Source organism: Arthrobacter koreensis (assembly GCF_035792275.1).
Taxonomy (GTDB): domain Bacteria; phylum Actinomycetota; class Actinomycetes; order Actinomycetales; family Micrococcaceae; genus Arthrobacter_B; species Arthrobacter_B koreensis_A.
Map to the genome: position 1 here is coordinate 98,159 of NZ_JAMWKK010000011.1, position 22,236 is coordinate 120,394.

At 66.0% G+C, this 22,236-nt stretch carries 21 protein-coding genes and 1 tRNA gene; 13 read left to right on the forward strand and 9 right to left on the reverse strand.

Going from position 1 to position 22,236, the window contains the following annotated elements; genetic code table 11:
- Positions 1-26: 26 nt before the first annotated feature.
- From NGB94_RS11955 to NGB94_RS11980, 6 genes are all read left to right on the forward strand, one after another.
- On the forward strand, positions 27-386 hold the full coding sequence (locus NGB94_RS11955; RefSeq protein WP_325790865.1) for a YraN family protein: 360 nt from the start codon (positions 27-29) through the stop codon (positions 384-386).
- The gene (locus NGB94_RS11960; RefSeq protein WP_325790866.1) at positions 386-1,930 is read left to right on the forward strand and encodes a YifB family Mg chelatase-like AAA ATPase; all 1,545 of its coding nucleotides are present in this window, start codon (positions 386-388) and stop codon (positions 1,928-1,930) included. The genes NGB94_RS11955 and NGB94_RS11960 overlap by 1 nt, the downstream gene beginning before the upstream one ends.
- The gene (locus NGB94_RS11965) at positions 1,927-3,234 is read left to right on the forward strand and encodes a DNA-processing protein DprA (protein ID WP_325790867.1); all 1,308 of its coding nucleotides are present in this window, start codon (positions 1,927-1,929) and stop codon (positions 3,232-3,234) included. The genes NGB94_RS11960 and NGB94_RS11965 overlap by 4 nt, the downstream gene beginning before the upstream one ends.
- Before the next feature lies 1 nt (position 3,235).
- A complete protein-coding gene (locus tag NGB94_RS11970; RefSeq protein ID WP_325790868.1) occupies positions 3,236-3,760 on the forward strand; it encodes a methylated-DNA--[protein]-cysteine S-methyltransferase in 525 nt (174 codons plus the stop codon).
- A 31-nt stretch (positions 3,761-3,791) separates the two neighbouring features.
- Positions 3,792-4,760 carry a tyrosine recombinase XerC gene (locus NGB94_RS11975; protein WP_325790869.1) on the forward strand — a complete coding sequence of 323 codons (969 nt, stop codon included), beginning with the start codon at positions 3,792-3,794 and terminating at the stop codon, positions 4,758-4,760.
- Positions 4,761-4,974: 214 nt separating this feature from the next.
- Positions 4,975-5,478, forward strand: coding sequence for a DUF3145 domain-containing protein (locus NGB94_RS11980; protein ID WP_325790870.1), 504 nt, complete (start codon positions 4,975-4,977; stop codon positions 5,476-5,478).
- A gap of 89 nt (positions 5,479-5,567) precedes the next feature.
- On the opposite strand, the gene fabF is transcribed toward NGB94_RS11980, so the two are convergent.
- The 7 genes from fabF to aceE form a co-directional block, all read right to left on the reverse strand.
- Positions 5,568-6,809 (reverse strand): beta-ketoacyl-ACP synthase II, encoded by a 1,242-nt coding sequence (gene fabF / locus NGB94_RS11985; protein ID WP_325790872.1) that lies wholly within the window; start codon positions 6,807-6,809, stop codon positions 5,568-5,570.
- Between the two features lie 96 nt (positions 6,810-6,905).
- Positions 6,906-7,151, reverse strand: coding sequence for an acyl carrier protein (locus NGB94_RS11990; protein ID WP_055240832.1), 246 nt, complete (start codon positions 7,149-7,151; stop codon positions 6,906-6,908).
- Between the two features lie 79 nt (positions 7,152-7,230).
- Positions 7,231-8,292 carry a beta-ketoacyl-ACP synthase III gene (locus tag NGB94_RS11995; RefSeq protein WP_325790874.1) on the reverse strand — a complete coding sequence of 354 codons (1,062 nt, stop codon included), beginning with the start codon at positions 8,290-8,292 and terminating at the stop codon, positions 7,231-7,233.
- Positions 8,289-9,245, reverse strand: a complete 957-nt coding sequence (locus NGB94_RS12000; RefSeq protein WP_325790875.1) for an ACP S-malonyltransferase — start codon at positions 9,243-9,245, stop codon at positions 8,289-8,291. The genes NGB94_RS11995 and NGB94_RS12000 overlap by 4 nt, the downstream gene beginning before the upstream one ends.
- A 131-nt stretch (positions 9,246-9,376) precedes the next feature.
- Positions 9,377-10,606 carry a PucR family transcriptional regulator gene (locus tag NGB94_RS12005; RefSeq protein ID WP_418910649.1) on the reverse strand — a complete coding sequence of 410 codons (1,230 nt, stop codon included), beginning with the start codon at positions 10,604-10,606 and terminating at the stop codon, positions 9,377-9,379.
- Positions 10,607-10,682: 76 nt separating this feature from the next.
- On the reverse strand, positions 10,683-10,937 hold the full coding sequence (locus NGB94_RS12010) for a hypothetical protein (RefSeq protein WP_325790877.1): 255 nt from the start codon (positions 10,935-10,937) through the stop codon (positions 10,683-10,685).
- Between the two features lie 100 nt (positions 10,938-11,037).
- Entirely contained in the window at positions 11,038-13,776 is a 2,739-nt protein-coding gene (gene aceE / locus NGB94_RS12015) for a pyruvate dehydrogenase (acetyl-transferring), homodimeric type (protein ID WP_325790878.1), read from the reverse strand.
- A 304-nt stretch (positions 13,777-14,080) separates the two neighbouring features.
- Between aceE and NGB94_RS12020 the strand changes: the two genes are divergently transcribed.
- The 5 genes from NGB94_RS12020 to NGB94_RS12040 all read left to right on the forward strand — a co-directional run bounded on the left by NGB94_RS12020 (position 14,081) and on the right by NGB94_RS12040 (position 17,167).
- A complete protein-coding gene (locus NGB94_RS12020; protein WP_152227474.1) occupies positions 14,081-14,500 on the forward strand; it encodes a DUF3052 domain-containing protein in 420 nt (139 codons plus the stop codon).
- A 9-nt stretch (positions 14,501-14,509) separates the two neighbouring features.
- Positions 14,510-14,995, forward strand: a complete 486-nt coding sequence (locus NGB94_RS12025; protein ID WP_325790879.1) for a peroxiredoxin — start codon at positions 14,510-14,512, stop codon at positions 14,993-14,995.
- Between the two features lies 1 nt (position 14,996).
- Positions 14,997-15,944, forward strand: a complete 948-nt coding sequence (locus NGB94_RS12030; protein ID WP_325790880.1) for an NAD-dependent protein deacetylase — start codon at positions 14,997-14,999, stop codon at positions 15,942-15,944.
- Positions 15,945-16,029: 85 nt separating this feature from the next.
- Positions 16,030-16,102 (forward strand) — tRNA-Val (locus NGB94_RS12035).
- A 198-nt stretch (positions 16,103-16,300) separates the two neighbouring features.
- Positions 16,301-17,167 carry a serine hydrolase gene (locus NGB94_RS12040; RefSeq protein ID WP_325790881.1) on the forward strand — a complete coding sequence of 289 codons (867 nt, stop codon included), beginning with the start codon at positions 16,301-16,303 and terminating at the stop codon, positions 17,165-17,167.
- A 9-nt stretch (positions 17,168-17,176) separates the two neighbouring features.
- On the opposite strand, the gene NGB94_RS12045 is transcribed toward NGB94_RS12040, so the two are convergent.
- Positions 17,177-18,385, reverse strand: coding sequence for a cation:proton antiporter (locus tag NGB94_RS12045; RefSeq protein ID WP_325790882.1), 1,209 nt, complete (start codon positions 18,383-18,385; stop codon positions 17,177-17,179).
- Between the two features lie 164 nt (positions 18,386-18,549).
- On the opposite strand from NGB94_RS12045, the gene NGB94_RS12050 reads away from it, so the two are divergent.
- Both NGB94_RS12050 and gndA read left to right on the forward strand, forming a co-directional pair.
- The gene (locus NGB94_RS12050; protein ID WP_325790883.1) at positions 18,550-19,986 is read left to right on the forward strand and encodes a DUF2252 domain-containing protein; all 1,437 of its coding nucleotides are present in this window, start codon (positions 18,550-18,552) and stop codon (positions 19,984-19,986) included.
- Positions 19,987-20,135: 149 nt separating this feature from the next.
- Positions 20,136-21,572 (forward strand): NADP-dependent phosphogluconate dehydrogenase, encoded by a 1,437-nt coding sequence (gene gndA / locus NGB94_RS12055; protein WP_325790884.1) that lies wholly within the window; start codon positions 20,136-20,138, stop codon positions 21,570-21,572.
- 79 nt (positions 21,573-21,651) lie between these two features.
- Here gndA and epsC read toward each other — a convergent pair whose 3' ends face one another.
- Entirely contained in the window at positions 21,652-22,236 is a 585-nt protein-coding gene (epsC, locus tag NGB94_RS12060) for a serine O-acetyltransferase EpsC (RefSeq protein ID WP_325790885.1), read from the reverse strand.

Genomic DNA, 22,236 nt, shown 5'->3' on the forward strand with positions numbered 1-22,236 from the left:
GCAGTGTCCCCGGCCAGACTCGGAACATGAAAGCCAAAGACGCGCTGGGCCAGACCGGAGAAGAACTCGCCGCCCGGTACCTCACCACCGCCGGATATCACGTTCTGGAGCGGAACTGGCGCTGCCGCCAGGGTGAGATCGACCTGGTGGCCAGGGACGGGAGCACCCTGGTTATCGCCGAGGTGAAGACCCGCTCCTCCCTGGACTACGGGCATCCCTTCGAAGCGGTGAGCGCTGCCAAGCTCTCCCGCCTCTATCTGCTGGCAGCTGCCTGGACCAGGGAGCATGCAGAGGGGCATGTGAGCTGGCGCGTGGATGCAGTGTCCGTGCTGCTGCCCGGGGGAGACCGGCCGCCGGTGATTGAACACCTCAAGGGGATCGGCTGATGGGTCTGGGACGGACGTACGGGGTCGGCCTGATCGGGTTGGAAGGCCGTATCGTGGAAGTCGAAGCGGACATTGGCCAGTCGCTCCCTGCGTTCATTCTGCTGGGCCTGCCGGATGCGTCTCTGAACGAATCCAGGGACCGGGTCAAGTCTGCTGCCAAGAACGCCGGGCTGCCCCTTAGCCGGCGCAAGATCACGGTGAACCTGATGCCCGCGGATGTGCACAAGCGCGGTTCCGGGTTCGACCTGGCCATAGTCATGGCCGCCCTTGCTGCAGCCGGAGATGTGGGCAGCACCGGCAGGACGGTTTTCCTGGCCGAACTGGGACTGGACGGACGGCTGCGCCCGCTGCGGGGAGTCCTGCCGTCGGTCATGGCGGCTGTCGATGCCGGTTACCCGGACATTGCCGTAGCCCGGGACAACGCGGCCGAAGCCGCCCTCGTCCCCGGAGCCCGGGTGCGGGGATTTACATCGCTGGCCTCGGTAGCGGAGGCCTTTGGGGCACGGCCGGACGCATTGGTCTATCCCGCCGACGAGTCCAGGACCGCGGCTGGCAGTACCTCCGAGGAGCCGGTTGCCCCCGCTAGGCATGACCTTTCGGATATTGCCGGGCAGGATGAGGCGCGGTTCGCACTGGAAGTAGCTGCGGCCGGTGCCCACCACCTGCTCATGACCGGCCCGCCCGGGGCGGGCAAGACCATGCTCGCCGAACGGCTCCCGGGTCTCCTTCCTGACCTGTCGGACACCCCGGCCATGGAAGTCACCGCCATTCATTCCCTGGGCAGCCGGGGAACGCACTGCACCAGCCTCATCCGGCGCCCTCCCTTCGAGAGCCCCCACCACACGGCCACCGCCGCCGCTGTGATCGGCGGCGGAAGCGGAATCCCCCGGCCCGGTGCCGCTTCCCGGGCCCATCGCGGAGTGCTGTTCCTGGACGAGGCCCCGGAGTATGACGCCCGTGTGCTCGATGCTCTCCGCCAGCCGCTCGAGAGCGGAAAACTGGTCCTGCACCGGGCTGCCGGCACGGCGGTCTATCCCGCCCGGTTCCAGCTCGTCCTTGCTGCGAACCCCTGCCCCTGCGGGCTTGCCAGCGGGAAAGGAACTGAATGCACCTGTACGCCGCAGCAGCGCAGACGTTACTTCAGCAGGCTTTCAGGTCCGCTGCTGGACCGGGTGGACCTGCAGCTGGAGATTAGGCGCGTTTCGCTTCAGGACTTCGACGCAGCGGGGACAGGAGAACCGAGCGCGAGCGTCGCGCGGCGGGTGGCCAAGGCAAGGCAGCGGCAGCAGGAAAGGCTCGGCCCGCTGGGCTGTGAAACCAACGCAGAAGTTCCCGGTGCGGTGCTAAGGGGTGCCCTCCGGCCTTCCCGGAGCAGCACGGCCGCGCTGGACAGGGCACTGGACCGGCAAACCCTCACCGCCCGCGGCTACGACCGGGTGTTGCGGGTGGCTTGGTCAGTAGCCGATTTGGCCGGGCACAGCTGTCCCGACGCCGACGACGTTGGCCAGGCGCTTGGATTCCGGCAACAGGCGGTGGCGGCATGACGGCCTTTGAACCGGTGCTGCTCGCCAGGGCTGCTCTGTCCCGGTTGATTGAGCCTTCGGATGCTGTAGGACAGGCACTGGTGGCAGCGGCCGGCCCCGAACCGGCCGCCCTGATTGCTTCGGGACGGCGGCAGGCGGGAACGGCTTTGCGCGCGGAAATCTCCGAGCTGCTGGAAGAACGCGGGGTCCGCGGGACCGGCCGCGTCTTCGATGAAGCGCTGGAACGGTGGCGGCCGCGTGCGGCGGACCTGGCACCCCAGCGCGACCTCGAAACCGTCCACCGCTTCGGCGGCAGCCTGCTGGTCCCGGAGGACGGAGACTGGCCGGCGGCCCTGCTGGACCTCGGACAGGCTATGCCATTCTGTCTCTGGACCCGCGGAAGCGCCACGATCCCCGGGCTGGCACAGTGCCTGGCGGTGGTGGGATCCCGGGATGCCACCTCCTATGGACTGGCGATCACCGGAGACCTCACCGCCGGCCTGGTTCAGAGGGGCCGCACAGTCATTTCGGGTGGTGCCTACGGCATCGACGCGCAGGCGCACCGGTCCGCGCTCGCGGTGGGTACACGCGGCAGCGGACCCGAACCGGATCCTTCCCGCAGCGGTATCCGTCCGGCCGCTGCGGGAAGCGCGCCCCTGCCCACCATCGCGGTGCTGGCCGGAGGCGTTGACCGGTTCTACCCGGCAGGAAACGAGGACCTGCTGCGCGCCGTAGCGGATGCAGGATTGATTCTCAGTGAAGTCCCGCCCGGGTCGGCTCCAACCCGCTGGCGGTTCCTGCAGCGGAACCGGCTTATTGCTGCGCTGGCGGCAGCAACCGTGGTGGTGGAGGCACGCTGGCGCTCCGGTGCATTGAACACGGCACACCATGCAGCGGAGCTTGGCAGGGGAGTAGGGGCCGTGCCGGGCTCCGTATACTCGGCCAATTCTGCCGGCTGCCACCGGCTGCTGCGCGACGGCAGCGCTGTCTGCGTCACGGACCCGACCGAGGTCCTGGAACTGGCAGATCCCTTCGCGCCCGTTCCGGCCGGAGGCATTAATCCAAACCACGCCGGCTCGTCCGCCGACCACGACGGCCTGCGGGTGGAGGACATTCTGCTGCTCGATTCCCTGCCGCTCCGCAAAGCGGTACCGCCGCAGAAGCTCACGGCCGTTGCCGGTCTTGGGGCAGGAGCCGTCCGCGCAGGGCTGGCACGGCTGGAACTTGCCGGACTGGCCCGCAGGACCAGCGAGGGCCTCTGGCAGCGTGCTGCACGACCACAGCAAAAGCCACAACCAATCAACCGAGAACCCGATGGAGACTGACATGCTGACCCACAAAGTGATCTACTCGCCCCTTGGCATCCTGACCCTTGTCGCGGAGGACGGGGTGCTGGTTGCGGTTGAGGCCGCATCTACTGATGCCATGCTGATTGACACAGCGCGGCTGGGACTGGCTGCCGAGGACGGGTTCGAGTCCGCCGAGCGCCAGTTCGAAGAGTATTTCGCCGGGCGCCGGTGCTGCTTCGACCTGATGACTTCCCAAACCGGTACCCCTTTCCAGGAGCAGGTATGGCAGGCCGTCAAAGCAATTCCCTACGGACAAACCCGCACGTACAAACAGCTCGCGGTTTCCCTCGGTGATGCTTCCAAGGCGCGCGGAGTGGGGGCTGCACTGGCCCGTAACGCACTCGGCATCGTGGTGCCGACACACCGGGTAGTGGGGACCAAAGGTGCGCTGACCGGTTACTCAGCAGGGATCGATGCCAAACGGGCTCTCCTGGAGCTTGAATCCGCTCCGGCCAACGAAGCGCTGCGCCAGCAGTGTTCGGGCGCCGGTGTGCCTGCTTGAAGCCGGAGCGGAAAGCGGCGAAGGTGGAGCAGTGGGCAACTCCAGCAATGCAAAGGCACCGGACAGCCGGAACGGCGCGCCGAGCGTCCGTCCGGAGGCGTACGTCCGGGCACTCGAGGGTTTCTGCAGCTACCTGGCCTTCGAACGCGGACGCTCGGAGCACACGGTGCGGGCCTACGAAGGGGACGTAGCCGGGCTGCTGGACTACGCCGCAGGACTGGGACTGGGCACACTCGCCGACATCGACCTTTCCGTCCTGCGCAGCTGGCTCGGCAAACTCAGCGACAGCGGACTTGCGCGGGCCACGATTGCCCGCCGGGCTGCCACCGCGCGTTCATTCACCGGCTGGGCCCTGCGCGAGGAACTGATCCCAACCGACCCAGCGCTGCGGCTTAAAGCGCCCAAGCGTACCAAGACCCTGCCCGGCGTCCTTCGCCCAGCCCAGATCGAAGCACTCTTCAACACCCTCGCCGAAGCCGCGGCAGACGGGGACGTACTGGCGCTGCGGGATCGTGCCTTAATGGAACTGCTGTACGCCACCGGCATCCGGGTGGGGGAGCTGGCCGGGCTGGACGTGGATGACCTGGACCAGGACCGGCGCACCCTGCGCGTGATCGGCAAAGGCAACAAGGAAAGGACCGTTCCCTACGGACTTCCGGCGGCCCTCGCAGTAGATGACTGGCTGCGCCGTGGCCGGCCTGCTCTAGTCCGCGAAACCAGCGGCCCCGCCCTGTTTCTGGGCCGGCGAGGCGGCCGGATTGACCAGCGACAGGTCCGTGGCGTGACAGCTGCCCTCTTCGAGGCACTTGGGGATACCTCCGCCAGCGGGCCGCACGCTCTTCGGCACAGTGCTGCCACCCACCTCCTGGACGGAGGCGCAGACCTGCGCAGCGTCCAGGAACTCCTGGGACACAGCAGTCTTGCCACCACCCAGCTGTATACCCATGTCTCCGTGGACCGGCTCCGCCGGAGCTACCAGCAGGCCCATCCCCGGGCCTGAGCCGCCGCCGCCGTCCCTGAGGGCCGCGAAAAAATCACTTACAACCAAGTAGTTTCATTGGCGTAATTGCGTAACATGCGGCACAATGATGCTAGGTCTCACGCCGGCAGCGAAAAAGCATGCCTGCCGCGAGAGTTTAGGGCTTCGAACTTCAGGAACCATCCCGTCCATGCAGGTCGTTGGGGAAGACGCACCTACAGCTACGGAGGATGGAATGACTGTTGTGATGGCGCACGGCGTATTGTTCGTGCACTCAGCCCCTTCTGCGTTGTGCCCTCATATCGAATGGGCCATCGAATCGGTCGTTGAGAAGCGCACGGATTTTGAGTGGACCCCGCAGCCCGCAGCCCCGGGCATGGTCCGAACCGAGCTTGCCTGGGCCGGCCCCCAGGGCACGGGGTCGCTGCTTGCCTCCGCCCTGCGCGGCTGGGCCCATCTGCGCTATGAAGTCACTGAGGAACCCAGCGCAGGTGCCGACGGCAGCCGCTGGTCCCACACTCCCGAGCTTGGCATCTTCCACGCCACCACCGATGTCCACGGCAACATCATGGTCTCCGAGGACCGGATCCGGTACGCCTATGAAAACGGTGCAGGTGACCCGGCAGCCGTCTACCACGAACTCTCGCTGGCACTCGGCGAAGCCTGGGACGATGAACTCGAGCCCTTCCGCCACGCCGCAGACGGTGCACCCGTGCGCTGGCTCCACCAGGTTGGCTGACCAGACCAGCCGCCGAAACACCCTCCGCAGCACAGAAGGCCGGGTTCCGATCAGGGAACCCGGCCTTCTGTTTGTCTTGTCTGAGGACCTTAGTGGCTGCGCAGCGCCACGACGGCATTGTGGCCGCCGAAGCCGAACGAGTTGTTCAGCGCCACGATGTCACCGGCGGGCAGATCACGCGCAGTAGTCACCACATCCAGCGGGATCTCGGGATCCTGGTTGTCCAGGTTGATTGTGGCAGGGGCCTGCCGCGAGTACACGGCCATGGCAGTCATCACGGCTTCGACCGCACCGGAGGCACCAAGGAGATGCCCCGTCTGGGACTTGGTGGCCGAAACCGCCACGTTGTCCACGTGCGAACCGAGGGCGGACTTCAGCGCGGTGTATTCCGGCTTGTCTCCGACCGGGGTGGAAGTTGCGTGGGCGTTAACGTGGACCACGTCCTCGGCGTGGGCACGCGCATCATACATAGCGGCCTTGAGCGCACGGGTGGCGCCCAGGCCCTCAGGGTCCGGAGCAGTGATGTGGTAGGCGTCGGCAGTGACGGCCGTGCCGGCGAGCTCGGCGTAAATGCGCGCGCCGCGGGCCAGCGCGTGCTCTTCGGCCTCGAGGACGAGGGCGCCTGCGCCCTCACCCATAACGAACCCGTCGCGGTCCTTGTCATAGGGCCGGGATGCGCGCTCGGGGTCGTCATTGCGCCGGGAGAGAGCCTGCATTGAAGCGAAGGACGCCAGCGGCATGGGGTGGATGGCGGCTTCAGCGCCGCCGCAGACTACTACGTCTGCCTTGCCGGAGCGGATCAGCTCCAGCCCCTGGTGCAATGACTCCGTGCCCGACGCACAGGCTGACACGGGAGTGTGGGCACCGGCACGGGCGCCCAGGTCAAGGCTTACGGCAGCTGCCGGGCCGTTGGGCATCAGCATGGGAACCGTCATGGGCAGCACACGCCGGGGGCCCTTCTCCCGCAGAGTGTCCCAGGCATCAAGCAGGGTCCACACGCCGCCGATGCCGGTTGCAAAGGAAACGGCCAGCCGGTCGTGGTCGATATCTGCCTCGTCCAGGCCGGAGTCTGCCCATGCTTCACGGGAAGCAACGACGGCGAACTGTGTGGAAGGGTCCATCCGCTTGGCTTCGACCCGGGAGAGGACTTCGGTGGCCGGCGTGGAGACACGCGCGGCGAAGGTGACCGGAAGTGAGTACTTCTCGACCCAGTCGTCTTCCAGGGTGCGGGCACCGGAGACGCCCACCAGGGCGTTCTTCCACATGGTCGGGACATCTCCGCCGATCGGCGTGGTTGCGCCGAGGCCGGTAATGACTACTTTGCGGGCCATGATTCACTCTCTCGGAAAGTTTGGGGGCGCACCTGGTTGCTGGTGCAGCGGGTGGTACTGAAAAGGGCGGCCGCCAAAGCGGCCGCCCTTCACGAACTACGCCTGGGCGTTGGAGATGAAGTCGACGGCGTCGCCAACGGTCTTGAGGTTCTTGACCTCTTCGTCGGGGATGCGAACGCCGAACTTTTCCTCGGCGTTGACCACGATGGTCATCATCGAGATGGAATCGATGTCCAGGTCATCCGTGAAGGACTTGTCCAGCTCAACGGCCTCGGGGGCCAGGCCGGTTTCCTCGTTCACGATCTCTGCGAGACCGGCCAGGATTTCTTCGTTGCTAGCCATGGGGGCTCCTTTTTTCGTTGGTACCGGTGCTGGACCGGTAGGGGTTTTCCAACCGCCTCAGGCGGTGTGGTCTTGCAAACTAGGGGAGGACTACTACCTGCGCGCCGTAAACCAGGCCGGCGCCGAACCCAATCTGCAGCGAGAGCTTCCCGCTGAGTTCGGGGTGCTCGCTGAGCAGGCGGTGCGTGGCCAGCGGAATGGAGGCAGCCGAGGTGTTGCCGGCATCGGCGATGTCCCGGGCAATGACAACCGACTCAGGGAGCTTCAGCTGCTTGGCCAGCTCATCGATGATGCGCATGTTGGCCTGGTGCGGCACGAAGGCAGAGAGGTCATCGGCGGTGATCCCCGCTGCATCCAGGGCCTGCTGGGCGGCCTTGGCCATTTCCCAGACGGCCCAGCGGAAGACGGTCTGGCCGTCCTGGCGAAGGGTGGGCCAGAGCTTGGTCTCGCGCTCGGCCAGCACGGAAGCAGGCAGCTCACCGTCAGCTTCGGCGGCCAGTGAGAGTTCACGGATTTCGAGCATCGAATGCGTCATGCCAATCGCGCCGGACTTGCTGCCGTCCGATCCCCAGACCGAGGGACCAATGCCGGGGGTGTCGGAAGGACCGACGACGACGGCGCCTGCGCCGTCCCCGAGCAGGAAGGAGATCGTGCGCTCGGTGTTGTCGATGAAGTCAGAGAGCTTTTCCACGCCGACGACCAGCACGTACTTTGCGGCGCCGGAGCGCACCAGGGCGTCGGCTTGGGCAATGCCGTAGCAGTACCCGGCGCAGGCAGCCGAAACGTCGTAGGCGGGGGCGGGCGTGGCCCCGAGGCGGTCCGCGACCTGGGCCGCGGCCGAGGGTGTGGCGAAGGGGTGGGTCACGGTGGAGACGATGACGGCGTCCAGTTCGGCGCCCTCGATGCCTGCCTTGGCCAGTGCGTCCCGTCCGGCCAGCTCGGCCATGTCCACCACGGAGGTACCCTTGTCGGCCCGGTGCCGGGTGACGATGCCCGTGCGCTGGCGGATCCACTCGTCGGAGGAATCGATCCACTGGCACACGTCGTCATTGCTGACGATTACGTCGGGGCGGAAAGCGCCCAGGCCGTGGATCCGGCTGAACTCGTGGACGGGTGTTTGCTTCAGGGTGGGCGTGCTCACGCATTACCTTCTTGGGTTGTAACTGCTGCCGCGCCGGAATGCTCGGCCACGAAGGCACGGGCAGCGGCGAGGTCTTCGGGGGACTTCAGGGCCAGCGAGGGAACACCGCGCATTCCCCGCTTGGCCAGTCCGGTCAGGGTGCCTGCCGGAGGAAGCTCCAGTATGCCGGTGACGCCCATGGTTGTCATGGTTTCCATGCACGCGTCCCAGCGCACGGGGCGGGAGACCTGGGCGATCAGGCTGTCAAGGTTGGCTTCCCCGCTCACCACGGCGGCGCCGTCGTAGTTTGAGAGGAGGGTGGGCAGGGGCTCGGCGGGGGAGAGGGATGGCCGGAGTGCCTCCAGCACACTGAGCGCGGGCTCCATGTGCTTCGTGTGGAAGGCGCCCGCAACCTTCAGCGGAATGACCCTCGCTTTGGCCGGCGGATTGGCGGAAAGCTGTTCCAGCTGCGCCAGCGTGCCCGCTGCCACAACCTGGCCGCCGCCGTTGGCGTTGGCTGCCGTGAGTCCGAAGCTCTCCAGGACCCGGGCGACGTCGTCCGGGTCGCCGCCGAGCACGGCGCTCATGCCGGTGGGAACCTGGGCCGCTGCGCGGGCCATCGCATTGGCGCGTTCGCGGACAAAGGCGAGTGCGTCGTCCTCGCTTAGCGCCCCGGCAACTGCGGAGGCGGTGATCTCGCCAACGGAGTGGCCGGCGACGACGGTGGCTGCGGTCAGCGCATCGGTGTCCAGCAGCTGCCGCGCTGCTACTAGTCCCGCAGCGACGATCAGCGGCTGGGCGACGGCCGTGTCCTTGATGGTCTCCTCATCAGAGACCGTGCCGTGCGCTACGAGGTCAAGCCCCGCAGTGTCGGACAGCGCTTCGAGGTGCTCCCGCACTCCGGGCAGTTCCAGCCACGGAGCGAGGAAACCTGGTGTTTGTGACCCCTGGCCGGGGCAGACGATTGCAAGCACGTAACAAGCTTTCCAAAGAGGGAGTGGATTACCGGGTGTTTGGGTGAACCAAGCTCACCCGGGGGCGTTGTAGGAAGTCTACAAGGGCATCCCTCCGGTGCAAGAGGGGAGCAAGCGGGCATCCGGAGGGTTCAGGACCGTGTGGCCGGCCGTTCGGGGACTGCTTTCCCGGCCGGTGAGAGCCTGCCGACCACCAGTGCGGTCTGCAGGACGAAAGCCTCCCGGGGAAGCATCGGATCCCAGCCGGTGATGTCGCAGACGCGCCGGAGCCGGTACCGGACGGTGTTCGCGTGGACGAACAGTTCCCGGGCCGTGGCTTCCAGCGAGTGGCCCAGGGAGAGGTAGGCGGAGAGTGTCTCTGCCAGTCCGTTGGAGGCAGCCAGCAGGGGCCGGTAAATGCTGCGCACCAGCGCTTTGCGGGCCGAATCGTCACCGGACATCACCCGTTCCGGCCACAGATCGTCCGCGGCCACCGGGCGCGGGGCGGCCGGCCAGGCACGGGCTGCAGTGAGGCCGGCGAAAGCAGCCTGGGCGGAAGGACCTGCATCCACGAGGGAGTCAGCGGGCGGCCCGTAGACAACAGGTCCCGCACCGAACAGGTCAGCCAGCCGGCCCAGCGCTCCTGACTTTTCGCTCATGCCGCCCAGTACCAGGATCAGCCGGTCGCCCTGGATGCCCACCAGGGTGTCCTCAGCGAGCCGTCCGGCCACCCGGCGGAGTTCGTTGACGAAGGACGGACTGGGATCGGCCGGGGAACTCCCCACGATCACGGTCACGCCTGCGGTGGAGGTCCAGCCGACGGCGGCGATGCGCGAACGCAGGGCGTCCGAGCTTTCGCCGCGGAGGATGGCATCGACCACCAGGGCCTCGAGCCGGGTATCCCAGGCGCCCCGGGTCTCAGCAGCGCGCGCGTAGACATCCGCCGCGGCGAAAGCCACTTCTCGGGAGTACCGCAGCACGGCCTCGCGCAGCGGTCCCTGGACCGAACCTGCGGCCAGTTCAGGCACCCGGTCCTCCACCACCTGCACCACGACCCGGATCAGGGCCAGTGCTTTTTGCAGGCTGATGGCACGGGTCAGCTCGGTGGGGGCGGTGCCAAACACATCGCTGAGCACCCAGGCCGGGGAAGCCGGCCGCTCGTACCAGTTGACGAAGGAGGCAATGCCCTTCTGCGCCACCATGCCCAGGGCTGAACGCTCGTCAGGGCGCAGTCCCCGGTACCAGGGCAGCGAGACATCCAGCTGCTTCAGCGTGGCAGTGGACAGCTTGCCGATATTCGCTTTCAGCCGTTCCAGGATGATCGGGTCGGCACCGTTTTCCGGTGCCGCAGCGGCTTGTTCAGTCGAGCGGGTCACTGGCATCCTCGAAGCTTACGGCCTTCGGCACGCAACCTCCATTTTGTGTGAAGGCTACAACTTGGCTGAAAGAGCGCAGGGGTCAGAGCGCAGACCCCAGTGTGCGGAACTTTTCGGTGCGGCTGTGCAGCCGGGTGCCTGCGTCCTGCCCAGAGAGAGCGCTCAGCTCATATTCCACAGACTCCGCCAGCCGGCGGCAGAATGCAGGCCCTTCGAGCGCAGCGTCAGGGAATTCTGCAACGATGCGGTCCACGATCCCATGCTCGGCGAGGGCGGAGACTGCTAGGACACCGCCTCCGGCGCCCTGGCCCAGCAGCACGGAACGTGTGTGAGACATTTCAGGCAGCCTCGCAGGCGATGCAGGCGCACATTGACCTCGTCGCCGAGAACGGTATCTAGGGCGTGCCGGGAGTTACCCGCCGGGCCCGGGAACGCCGCTAGGCATCCCCGCCGGCGTTGCCGCTGGTTCCCTTGGTGACATCCAGCAGGTGGTAGCGGCTGATCGCGTCCCGCGGGGCCGGCGAATCGACCTCTCCGCGCCGTGCCAGCATCTCCAGGGTCCGGACAACCATCGAATGGCTGTCGATCTTGAAGAACCTCCGGGCTGCCGCGCGGGTGTCGGCAAACCCGAACCCGTCCGCGCCCAGGGACGCGAACTCGTTGGGCAGGAACTGGCGGATCTGGTCGGGAACAGCCTTCATGTAGTCGGTGGAGGCAACCACGGGTCCGGTGGCGCCGGCCATCTGCTGGGTCACGAACGGCACCCGGGGCTCGGCGTCCGGGTGCAGGAAAGCTTCCTCCTCAGCGGCCAGGCCGTCGCGTCGCAGTTCGTTCCAGCTGGTCACGGACCACACGTCGGCGGAGACGTTCCAGTCATCTGCCAGGAGGCGCTGGGCTTCCATGGCCCACGGAACTGCGACGCCGGATGCCAGCAGCTGCGCCCGCGGGCCGTCGATGGAGGCAGAAGAGAGCAGATAAATGCCCTTGATGACGCCCTCCACATCCAGTTCCTCCGGTGCCTTCGGCTGAAGGATCGGCTCGTTGTAAGCCATGATGTTGTAGATCAGGTTGGGGTCCTTGGAGTCCGGCCCGTACATTTCCTCCAGGCCATGCCGCACGATATGTCCAATCTCGTACCCGTAGGCCGGGTCGTAGGTCTTCACCGCGGGGTTGGTAGAGGCCAGGACCGGGGAGTGCCCGTCCGCGTGCTGCAGGCCTTCACCGGTCAGCGTGGTGCGGCCGGCAGTGGCCGAAACCATGAAGCCGCGTGCCAGCTGGTCGGCAGCCGCCCAGATGAAATCCCCCGTGCGCTGGAAACCGAACATGGAGTAGAAGACGTACACCGGAATCAGCGGCACGCCCTGTGTGGCGTAGGCCGTGCCGGCCGCGGTGAACGCTGCGATGGAACCGGCTTCGTTGATGCCCACGTGCACAATCTGGCCCTGTGGGGACTCCTTGTAGGCCAGGACGAGGTCCCGGTCCACGGAAAGGTAGTTCTGCCCCTGCGGGTTGTAAATCTTGGCCGTCGGGAAGAACGAGTCCATCCCGAACGTGCGGGCCTCGTCCGGGATGATCGGCACAATCCGCATACCGAATTCCTTGTCCCGCATCAGGTCCTTGAGCAGGCGGACAAACGCCATGGTGGTGGCCGCCAGCTGCTTGCCTGAACCGCGGTTGGCCACCTCATAGGATTTCTCCCCGGGCAGGTGGATCGGCTTGAAGTCCGAGCGGCGCTCAGGGAGGAAACCGCCGAGTTCCTTCCGCCGGTCCAGCATGTACCGGATCTCCGGCGCCTGGGGGCCCGGGTTGTAGTACGGAGGCTGGTACGGGTCCGCTTCGAGCTGCTCGTCCGTGATGGGGATGCGCAGGTGGTCGCGGAAAAGTTTGAGGTCATCGAGGGTGAGCTTCTTCATCTGGTGCGTGGCATTGCGGGCCTCGAAGTGCGGTCCAAGGCCGTAGCCCTTCACCGTGTGCGCCAGGATGACCGTTGGCTTGCCCTTGAACTCCAGGGCTGCCTTGTACGCGGCGTAAACCTTGCGGTAATCGTGCCCGCCGCGCTTGAGGTTCCAGATGTCGTCATCGGAAAGCCCGGACACCATGGCCTTGGTCTGCGGGCTCTTCCCGAAGAAGTGGTCGCGGATAAAACCGCCGGATTCGGCTTTGTAGGTCTGGTAGTCGCCGTCGACCGTGGAGTTCATGATCTCCACCAGCGCGCCGTCGTCGTCGGCAGCCAGCAGCGGATCCCATTCCCTGCCCCACAGCACCTTGATGACGTTCCAACCGGCGCCGCGGAAGAAAGCCTCGAGTTCCTGGACGATCTTGCCGTTGCCGCGCACCGGACCGTCCAGTCGCTGCAGGTTTGCGTTCACCACGAAGGTTAGGTTGTCCAGCTTGTCATTGGCCGCCACGTGCAGCAGACCGCGCGATTCCGGCTCGTCCATTTCGCCGTCACCCAGGAATGCCCAGACATGCTGCTGGGAAGTGTCCTTGAACCCGCGGTTGTCCAGGTACCGGTTCAGCTGCGCCTGGTAGATCGCGTTCATGGGACCGATGCCCATTGAGACCGTAGGAAACTCCCAGAAGTCCGGCATGTTCCGGGGGTGAGGATAAGAGGAGAGCCCGTGGCCCTCGCGGGATTTCTCCTGCCGGAAGCCGTCGAGGTCTTCTTCCGTCAGCCGTCCTTCCAGGAAGGCCCGGGCGTACATACCCGGGGCCGCGTGGCCCTGGAAGTACACCTGGTCGCCGCGCCCGGGATAGTCCTTGCCGCGGAAGAAATGGTTCATACCTACCTCATAGAGGGTGGCCGCGCCGGCAAACGTCGAAATGTGGCCGCCGACGCCGATGCCCGGGCGCTGCGCGCGGTGCACCATGATCGCTGCGTTCCATCTCATCCAGGCACGGAAGCGGCGCTCAATCTCTTCATCTCCGGGGAACTCAGGTTCCTGGTCCACCGGAATCGTGTTGACGTAGTCGGTAGTGGTGACCATGGGCACGCCGACCGAATGCGCACCTGCGCGCTGGAGCAGGGAACGCATGATGAACTGCGCCCGTTCGGTGCCTTCGGTCTTGACCAGGTCATCGAGGGACTGGATCCACTCGGCGGTTTCTTCCGGATCGGAGTCGGGCAGCTGGCCGGTGAGCCCGCTGAGGATATCCGTTCTGTCTTCTGCGGCCACGAAATTCTCCTATGCACAGATGGTGCCTGGGACCTGCCGCTGCGGGGGCTCTTGTGCCTGCCGGACGTCTCCGCGGTCGGCCGGATGCCGGGGACTTACGCGCCGCGCGAACCGCCGTGCGTGTCCTTTTAGCCACTGTAGACCGGCCGCCGCGGCTTGCGTAGCCTTCACCGGGGAAGCTCCGCCGGTGAACAGGGAACCCTTGAAGCTTGCCGGTTAAAGGTGTTCCCTTGAGTCAGGAAAAGGGCAGTTCTGGCCAAGATGTGATTCCCTTGTATTTATGCAGTCAACCAGGAGGAGTGAAGTGAGCGAGGCCGATGCCGTCACAGAGAAGAACGTGGCGGAAAGAATGGGTTTCAAAGACGGCGACCTGATTCAGGAATTCGGCTACGACGAAGACGTGGACTTTGATCTCCGTGAGGACCTCGAAGACCTGTCCGGCGGCGAGCTCCTCACCGAGGACGACCACGAGGTTGTTGACGGCGTCGTCCTGTGGTGGCGTGCGGATGACGGCGATCTGGTCGATGCGCTGGTTGATTCCCTGACAACGCTCGACGACGGTGGCGTTGTCTGGGTCCTGACTCCCAAGTCCGGCCGTGAGGGCTATGTCCCGCCGGCCGACATTGAAGAAGCAGCACCCACCGCCGGCCTGCACGTAACGACGTCACCTGGCGTCAGCCGGGACTGGGCTGCTACGCGCCTGGTCAGCCGCCGAAAGAAGTAACCGGCCTTGATGCCTGCAGCCGGGATCCCCGGCATTGGGGATCCGGCTCCGGTTTTTGAGCTGCCCAACCAGTACGGCGAAACCGTGCGGTCTGCGGATCTTGCGGGTGCCCCGGCCGTGCTGATGTTCTATCCGTTCGCGTTTTCCCGGGTCTGCTCGGGTGAACTTGAAGAGCTTGCCGGTCTTCAGCCCCACTTCAAAGCCGCCGGTGCGCGCCTGCTCGCCATATCCTGCGACCCGAAATATTCGCTGCGGGCCTGGGCGCTGGAGAAGGGATGGGAGTTCGACCTCCTGTCGGATTTCTGGCCGCACGGTGAAGCAGCGAGCCGCTACGGTGTTTTCGATGAAAGCCGCGGCATGGCGCTGCGGGCCAGCTTCGTCCTCGATGCGTCCGGCACCGTCCGGCAGGTCCTGCGGTCAAGCGCGGACGAGCCCCGCCGTGCCGAGGATTACCTGGCGGCACTCTCGGCGCTGGCCGCCGGAGAACGGAACTGACATGACCCAGCCTGTGCCCCCGGGAACGGGGCTTACGGGATTCGTCACCCGGGAGGCCGCGGATGCCTCCGCGGATCCCAGCGATGCCGAACGCCGCCGCCTGGATAGGGCCGTGGAGCTGCTGGCCGGCCGGAAGGTGGCGCTGCTGACCGGCGCCGGCCTGAGCACCGACTCGGGAATCCCCGACTACCGCGGCCCGGACGCGCCGCCCCGGAACCCCATGACTTACCAGCAGTTCGTCGGCGATCCGGTACTGCGCCAGCGCTACTGGGCGCGCAACCATGTGGGCTGGCACCACCTGCGCCACGCCGTGCCCAATGCGGGACACGAGGCCGTCGTGCATCTGGAGGAGCGCGGACTGCTCACCGGGGTCATCACCCAGAACGTGGACCGCCTGCACAGCGACGCGGGAAGCATCAGGGTCATTGACCTGCATGGACGGTTCGACCGGGTGCTCTGCCTCTCGTGTGGTGCGGTCTACACCCGGGAAGGCATTGCCCGGCTGCTGGAGAAGCTCAACCCCGGGTTCCTGGAGCGGGTGGCCGGAGACGGGGACATTGCTCCGGACGCCGACGCCGAGATCACCGACACCGCAGACTTCACCGTCGCCGACTGCCCGGTCTGTGAAGGAATGCTGAAACCGGACTTTGTGTACTTCGGGGAAAACGTCCCCAAGGAACGCGTCCGGCTCGCCTACGCGGCGGTGGACGACGCCGGCGCGCTGCTGGTTGCGGGTTCTTCCCTGACGGTGATGAGCGGACTCCGCTTCGTCCGCCATGCGGCGAAGGAAGGCAAGCCGGTCGTGATCATAAACCGCGGACAGACACGGGGTGACGACCTGGCAGACCTGAAAATCGACATGGGGGTGGGTACTGCGCTGCAGTACCTGGCACGGACGCTGCCCGATCCGTTCCCGCAGCACGGGCATGCCGGCCGGCACCGCGATTAGGTGATAGGGCCGGTGATCCGGTAATGTAATTCCTCGTGATGCGGCGCTGGCCGGGAATATCCCAGCTGGCATAACGGGTCACTTTGGGTCTTTAGCTCAGCTGGTAGAGCGCCACGTTTACACCGTGGATGTCATCGGTTCGATCCCGGTAGGACCCACCGGCAAAACCCGCCTTCGGAACACCGCAGGCGGGTTTTTTCGTGCCCGGGGCGGAAAACCGCGCCCGGTAGCCGGACGGGGGTGGAGCGCCGGGTCGATGGACAGGGCACGCACATCCGAATCCAAGATTCCAGTGGTAACACTGAAATGGCGTGGCCAGCACGCCGCCGACCGACAGCACCTGAAAGATACAAGATTTGCGCACTGATTTCCTGAAACCCGCGGCTGCCTGCCTCCTCAGCGCGGGCCTGGTGGCCGCGGCCGTCACCGGCTGCACCGGTGAACCGGCACCGCAGACAGTCACGGTTCCCGGCAGCCAGGCAACGCCGTCGGCCAGTTCCGAACCGGAGCTGGCGCTGCGCACCGAACTCGACCGCTATGCGGCGGAGACCGGCGTCGACTTTTCAGTAGCGATCTACGAGTACGGCTCGAACCGGGCCTGGTCCTATCACCCGGAAGGCCGGTATCTCGAAGCAAGCCTGGTCAAGGTCCCGATCCTGCTGACCCTGCTCCGCCAGGCAACGGAGGAGGAACGGGAGCTTACGCCAGAAGAAGAGCAGCTCGCTGAGCTCATGATCTGCCAGAGCGACAACGCCGCAACGGACGAGCTCTACGCGCTGGTCGGCGGAGCTGAAGAGCTCCAGCGGACATATGGCCTGCTGGGAGTCACCGGCACGGAAGCAGGCGAAGTCTGGGGAGCCAACGAGACCACTTCCGAAGACCAGCTGAGGATCGCCACAGCCGTTGCTCGTGGCGTCGACTGGATCCGTGAAGGCCTCCAGGACTACGCAGCGGGCCTGCTGGAAAGCGTTGTCCCCGAACAGGCATGGGGAATCAGCGCCGGCATCCTGAACCCCGTGGCCCAGGTGGGGTTGAAGAACGGGTGGCTGCAGGACGACTTCCTGGCCTGGAACGTGGGCAGTTCGGGTTTCGTAGTCGGAGGCGGTGCGGAGTACAGCATCGTTGTGCTTACCGCAGGCACCGACTCCCTGGACGAGGGCATCTCCGTGCTGGAAGGCGCCGCGGCAATCGTGAACCGCTGGGAACTGGGCGCCGCCGGATAGGCGTGGGGCTCACCTGCTGCCGCCGGGTGCCGGCCTGGACCAGCGGTGGTACAGCGCGACCAGCGGCCTGGCGGAGAGTCCGTGGGCGAACACGCTCAGCCCTACGGTGGCGACTACCGTCGTAAGCAGCGTCACGGCAGCCGGCGTGCCCCGTTCATAAGCCAGCAGCGCGAAGACCACTGACGCCAGCCCCCGGGGTCCAAACCACCCCATGAACGCCCTGGTCTGCCAGGGGGCACCGCTGCCGGTCATTGCTGCGGCGACCGGCAGCATGCGAACTGCCGTGAGGCTTAGCACCGCGTAGACGAGGACCTGCCAGGTGATGTGCGGGAAAGCGGCCGGGACAGCAACGGCACCGAAGATGAGCCAGGTTGCTGCAGCCAGGATGTTCCCGGTTTCGGCGGTGAAACCCATGGTGTCGTCCATCCCGGCGTGACCGGCCCGGCGGAATGCCATGCCCGCCACGAACGCCGCCAGAAACGCGCTGCCGCCGAGGGAAACGGCTGCCGAATACGCTCCCAGCGCCACGGCGAGCGTGCATGGCTGGCGCCACTCGGCTCCCACCCAGTCCCGGCAGGCGGCAGCGCGCAGCAGATACCCGCCCCCGGCGCCCACCACCAGCCCGGCGAGCAGGCCGAAACCGATCTGCTCGGCGACCGCAGCAGCGACTGCGGATGGAACACTGCCTTCCAGCGTTGACAGGGAGATGTCCAGGGACACCAGGAAGAACGGCACTGCGATGCCGTCATTGAGTCCGCTTTCAACATTCAGGGCCTGGCGCACGGGTGCCGGAACCGCAGGATCCTCCACTACGCGGTGTCCAAGGGCGGCATCGGTGGCGCAGAGCATAGCGGAGAGGAGAAAGGCGCTGGCCGGTGACAGGTTCGGGAAAAGCAGCAGCGCTGCCCCAAAGCCAAGCAGGAGGGTCATGGGAAGTCCGGCCGCCAGCAGCCTCCCGGGCCACCCGAGACTGCGGCGCAGAACGGAAAGATCGAGATGGGCCGCGTCAGTGAAAAGGAGGAAGACCAGGGCCAGTTCAGCCACCCGGTGGACGGCGGATGTCTCCAGCGACAGACCGGGGGATCCGCCCGTCAGGAAACCGATAAGAATCCCGGCTAACACAAAGGCCATGGCGGAGGTGATTCCGCGGCGGCTGAGAGGGCCGGAGAAGACGCTGACTGCTATCAGCACGACGGCTCCGAGCAGAAGCGCGGTCATCTGTCTTCCTTCCGTGCGGGGGTCTCCGGCAGATGCCAAAAGAAGAAGATGGGGACGTCCCGGAAGCGTGATGTCAGATAATCTGTGGAAGTGGTCTGTGTCACTGAGACTGACACAGGGCCCGGCCGCTTGTCACCGCATTCCGCTCCGGGAGGTCGACTGCCGTGGACAGAAGAAAAGTTCGGCACCTGGCTGTGGAGGAACGGTCTGCGGCAGGCAGGGACCGACGAACCCGGACACCGCTTGCGGAACACGCGGGATGGCGTCCCGCCCAGGGCCGCCCCGACCCCGTCGCGCTCATTGAAGAACAGAACACGACCCGCGATGCGGACCTGGTTCCGGTGCGCCACGGCAGGATGCTGGCCTCGCCGTTCACGTTCTACCGCGGCACCGCGGCAATCATGGCCGCCGACCTCCGCGACACTCCGCGGTCCGGACTGAACACCCAGCTCTGCGGCGACGCGCACCTGTCCAATTTCGGCGTTTTCGCCTCTCCGGAGCGCACACTGCTGTTCGACATCAACGACTTTGACGAAACCCTGCCCGGTCCCTTCGAATATGACGTGCTGCGGCTGGCCGCGAGCTTCACCGTGGCAGCCAGGAACAACGCCTTCGCCTCGGCAGACGTCCAGTCGATCACCTTGGCCTCGGTATCTTCCTACCGCGAGGCAATGCGCGGCTTCGCGGAAATGGGCACGCTGGAGGTCTGGTACGCGCGCCTCGACGAAGAGGACATAATGTCCGCGCTCGCCGTTGCCGTTGACACCAGCAGGGGAAAGGAGCAGAAAAAGGCCGCGAAACGTGCCCGGCGGACCGCAGAGAAAGCTGCCCGTAAAGCCCGCGCCCGGGACAGCCTGCAGGCCTTGTCCAAACTGACGGAGCACGTTGAGGGCCGGTACCGGATCATCAGTACTCCGCCGGTACTGATTCCGGCCCGGGAATTCGGCGGTGTCTTTGGCATTTCGGCAGACCAGCTGCAGGAAACCGTCCATGAACAATTCCGTTCCTACCGGCAGACCCTGCAGGAGGACAGGCAGCAGCTGCTGGAGCGCTACGAAATCGTGGACGTTGCCCGGAAAGTCGTGGGTGTTGGCAGCGTGGGAACGCGTGCCTTTATCGCGCTGCTGCAGGGCCGTGATGCGTCAGATCCCCTTTTCCTGCAGCTCAAGGAAGCCCGCCGGTCGGTGCTGGAAGGCCACCTGCCCAGGAGTGCGTACCGCCAGCCCGGCAAACGCGTGGTTCAGGGCCAGCGGATGATGCAGGCGGCGAGCGACATCTTCCTGGGCTGGACACCGGGAATGCAGGAGAACCGTTTTCTCTATTGGCGCCAGCTAAGGGACATGAAAGGTTCAGCCGTGGTTGAAAGCATGACTCCTTTCGGCATGGAGCTCTATGCGCGCGTGTGCGGCTGGGCCCTGGCCCGGGCCCACGCCAGATCGGGGGACCCGGTGGCCATCGGAGCCTACCTGGGAAAAAGCGGGAAATTCGACTCCGCAGTCTGTGACTTCAGCGCCCGCTATGCAGACCAGAACGAACGGGACTTCGAGGCCTTTGAAAAGGCGGTGCGGTCCGGACGGCTTCAGGCCGTGGAAGGGGTCTAGGCCGGCCGCAAACCGAACGTGTCCGCCGTCGCAGGGGCGTGTGTGGCGGCAGTCCGGTTAGGAGAATAGGCTGGAGGCTGAAGACGGCGCCATTGATGCGCCGAGACCGTGCTGCAAGATGCGGCACCCGAAGAATCCTTGGAGTGAACTTGAGCGCACAAATAGGCGTGACCGGCCTGGCCGTCATGGGAGCGAACCTGGCCCGGAACCTGGCCCGGAACGGTTACACGGTGGCCCTGCACAACCGGTCAGTGGAGAAGACGGATGCGCTCCTCTCCGCGCACGGCGACGAAGGCGACTTCATCCGGACGGAGTCACTGCAGGAGCTCGTAGACTCTCTGGAGAAGCCGCGCCGCGTGCTGATCATGGTCAAGGCCGGGGCACCCGTGGACTCGGTCATCGACCAGCTCGTGCCGCTGCTTGAAGCGGGCGACATTGTTATCGACGCCGGCAACTCGCACTATGAGGACACCCGCCGCCGCGAAGCCGCGCTGGCCGAGAAGGACCTCCACTTCGTTGGCGTCGGTGTTTCCGGCGGTGAGGAAGGGGCGCTCCTGGGTCCGTCCATCATGCCCGGCGGCTCGCGTGAGTCCTACGACTCGCTCGGCCCGATGCTCGAGAAAATCTCCGCCAAGTACAACGGCGAACCCTGCTGCACCTGGGTCGGAACCGACGGTGCCGGACACTTCGTGAAGATGGTCCACAACGGCATCGAATACGCCGACATGCAGGTCATCGGCGAGGCCTACGACCTGCTGCGCTCCGCTGCCGGAATCGAACCGGCCGAGCAGGCAGAGATCTTCACCGAATGGAACAAGGGCCAGCTGAGCTCCTTCCTGATCGAAATCACTGCCGAGGTCCTCGCCCACACCGACGCGAAGACCGGCAAGCCGTTCGTCGACGTCGTTGTGGATTCCGCCGGTCAAAAGGGAACCGGACGCTGGACCGTCGTCTCGGGCCTGGACCTGGGTTCGCCGGTCTCCGCGATCGCCGAATCTGTCTTCGCCCGCGCGCTTTCCTCCCAGCGCGGCCAGCGGGAAGAAGCCCAGGGCATCCTGGCCGGCGGAGAAACCGCCGTCGAAATTCCCGAGACCTTCGTGGAAGACGTGCGGCAGGCCCTCTACGCCTCGAAGCTGGTCAGCTACGCCCAGGGCATGGACATGCTCACCGGCGCCGCCAAGACCTACGGCTGGGACCTGAAGCTGGATGAGATCGCCTCACTGTGGCGTGCCGGCTGCATCATCCGGGCCGAACTGCTGGACGACATCATGAAGGCCTACGCGGACGGAAAGGCCCCGGCCAACCTGCTGCTGGCCCCGGCCTTTGCCGAGTCCATCGCCCAGGCACTGCCGGCCTGGCGCCGGGTTGTCTCCGTGGCAGTTCAGCTGGGGATCCCCGTACCGGTCTTCTCCTCGTCGCTGGCCTACTACGACGGCCTGCGCCGCAAGCGCCTCCCGGCCGCCCTGACCCAGGGCCTGCGCGACCTCTTTGGCGCTCACACCTACAACCGGGTCGACGCCGAAGGCACCTTCCACACGCTGTGGAGCGGGGACCACACTGAAGTCGAAGCCGTGGACACGCACTAGTTACTGCAGCACAAAAAGGCCGGCCGCCCCGGAAGGGAGCGGCCGGCCTTTTTGTCTGGCTGACTCTGGACGTGCACGCCTAGATGTAGATCGCCGGATCCACGTATTCCGCCGGATCAACGGCGGGCTGGTTCATCTTGGCGTCACGGTGGCGCCAGGTCGCCGGGATACCCGTAATGATCGAGTCCGCGGGCGCGTCCTTGACCACGACGGCGTTGGCTCCCACGGCGCTGTTGGCGCCGATGGTGACCGGACCGAGGACCTTCGCACCGGCACCGACGGTGACGCCGCTGCACAGGGTGGGGTGCCGCTTGACCCTTGCCAGGGACCGCCCGCCCAGGGTCACACCGTGGTAGAGCATGACGTCGTCGCCGATTTCCGCTGTTTCCCCGATCACCACGCCCATGCCGTGGTCAATGAAGAATCTCCGGCCAATGGTGGCACCGGGGTGGATTTCGATGCCGGTGGCGAAACGCGCGAACTGCGAGAGCACCCGCGCCGGGAAACGCAGCGCCGGATTGGCCCACATTTTGTGGGTCAGGCGGTGCATCCAGATGGCATGCAGCCCGGAATAGACAATCAGGTTCTCGAAGGATCCGCGCGCCGCCGGGTCATGGGACGCGGCGGCTGCGAGGTCTTCGCGCAGGCGGGACAGGAAACTCAC